This window comes from Aeromonas sp. R1-1, from assembly GCF_040908495.1.
In the GTDB taxonomy this organism is placed as follows: domain Bacteria; phylum Pseudomonadota; class Gammaproteobacteria; order Enterobacterales; family Aeromonadaceae; genus Aeromonas; species Aeromonas veronii.
This window is the reverse complement of record NZ_JBFODV010000117.1, coordinates 1-2055: the sequence shown is the minus strand read 5'-3', so window position 1 is coordinate 2055 and position 2055 is coordinate 1. Positions and strand designations below refer to the sequence as shown.

Here is a 2055-nt window from a genome sequence, read left to right as displayed (position 1 = left end):
CCTATGAAACCGTCACCGACGGCCGTGGCGGCCTGCCCCTGCTGGCCCCCATGTCGGAAGTCGCAGGTCGCATGTCTATTCAGGCGGGTGCCCAGGCGCTGGAAAAATCCCGCGGTGGTAGCGGTGTGCTGCTCGGCGGCGTACCCGGTGTCGAACCGGCCAAGGTGGTGATCATCGGTGGCGGCGTGGTCGGCTCCAATGCAGCCCGCATGGCCATTGGCCTGCGCGCGGATGTGACCATCCTCGACAACAACGTCGATACCCTGCGCCGTCTCGATAACGAGTTCCAGGGAGCGGCCAAAGTGGTCTACTCCAACAGCGAGACGCTGGAGCGCCATCTGCTGGCGGCCGATCTGGTCATTGGCGGCGTGCTGGTACCTGGCGCCACTGCGCCAAAACTTGTCCGCCGTGACCACATTGCGCGCATGAAGCCGGGTTCTGCCATCGTCGATGTGGCCATCGATCAGGGCGGCTGTGTGGAAACCTCCCACGCCACCACCCACCAGGATCCGACCTATATTGTCGATGAGGTGGTGCACTACTGTGTCGCCAACATGCCGGGGGCGGTGGCCCGCACCTCGACCGTGGCGCTCAACAATGCCACCCTCCCCTTTATCATCAAGCTGGCCCAGCAGGGGTATCGTCAGGCACTGCTGAGCGATCCGAACCTGTTGCACGGGCTCAACGTGATGGAGGGCAAGCTCACCTGCAAGGAAGTGGCCGTGGCACATGGCCTTGCCTACACGGATCCCCTGACCCTGCTGAACTGATCTGCGCTGGCCTGCGCCAGTTGGAGATGAGTGAAAATCCGCCCGCGATGGGCGGTTTTTTTATTCCTTTATTTTGCATGTCACCCCTTGTGAACACGATTAGTGCAATCGACTCACCAGCCTTTGACCCCGGATCACGAATTACCTACAATCGCGCAAACTCATCACATCCCGGAAATGACATCATGAGCCAAGTCACTCACAGCAAATTGCTGATCTTAGGGTCAGGCCCGGCCGGTTACACCGCGGCCGTCTACGCCGCCCGCGCCAACCTCAATCCCCTGCTCATCACCGGCATGCAGCAAGGGGGTCAGCTGACCACCACCACCGAAGTGGAGAACTGGCCAGGTGATCCGGAAGGCCTGACCGGCCCTGCCCTGATGGAGCGCATGAAAGAGCATGCAGAGAAGTTCGATACCCGCATCCTGTTTGATCACATCAACAGTGTCGAACTGACTCAGCGCCCGTTCCGCCTCAAAGGGGACAACGGCGAATACACCTGCGATGCCCTGATCATCGCGACCGGCGCCTCCGCCAAGTATCTGGGCCTGCCCTCCGAAGAGGCCTTCAAGGGTCGCGGCGTCTCCGCCTGTGCCACCTGTGACGGTTTCTTCTACCGCAATCAGGAAGTGGCGGTGATCGGCGGCGGCAACACCGCAGTTGAAGAAGCCTTGTATCTGGCCAACATCGCCAAGAAGGTGCACCTGATCCACCGCCGCGACGAGTTCCGGGCCGAGAAGATCCTGATCAAGCGTCTGCACGACAAGGTCGCGAGCGGTAACATCGTGCTGCACACCCACCAGACCCTGGACGAAGTGCTGGGTGACCAGATGGGAGTCACCGGTGTGCGCCTGCGCAACACTCAGGACAACAGCACCAGCGAGCTGCCGCTGATGGGCGTCTTCATCGCCATCGGCCACCAGCCCAATACCCAGATCTTCGATGGCCAGCTGGAGATGCAAAACGGCTATCTGAAGGTACGTGGCGGCCTCGACGGTTTTGCCACCCAGACCAGCATTGAAGGTGTCTTCGCTGCCGGCGACGTGGCCGACCACAACTACCGTCAGGCGATCACCTCTGCCGGTACCGGCTGCATGGCAGCCCTCGATGCCGAACGCTACCTCGACGCGCAATAAACAAGCGCAGTTGTGATATAAGGCATACCAGTCGGTATGCCTTTTTTATTTAAAGTGTCCCGTCCTGAATATGGTTTACACCTTTCCCCCTAATAAATGGAGAACCCGATGGGACAAGGTGTGAAACGGACACAGCGCGATTACTCGCT

General features: G+C 60.1%; 2 protein-coding genes. Both read left to right on the top strand.

The window, feature by feature from the left end; genetic code table 11:
- On the top strand, positions 1-770 hold a 770-nt coding region (locus AB5Y92_RS06955; RefSeq protein WP_368226141.1), incomplete at its 5' end, for an alanine dehydrogenase.
- Positions 771-955: 185 nt separating this feature from the next.
- A complete protein-coding gene (trxB, locus tag AB5Y92_RS06950) occupies positions 956-1906 on the top strand; it encodes a thioredoxin-disulfide reductase (RefSeq protein ID WP_019445530.1) in 951 nt (316 codons plus the stop codon).
- Positions 1907-2055 lie beyond the last annotated feature (149 nt).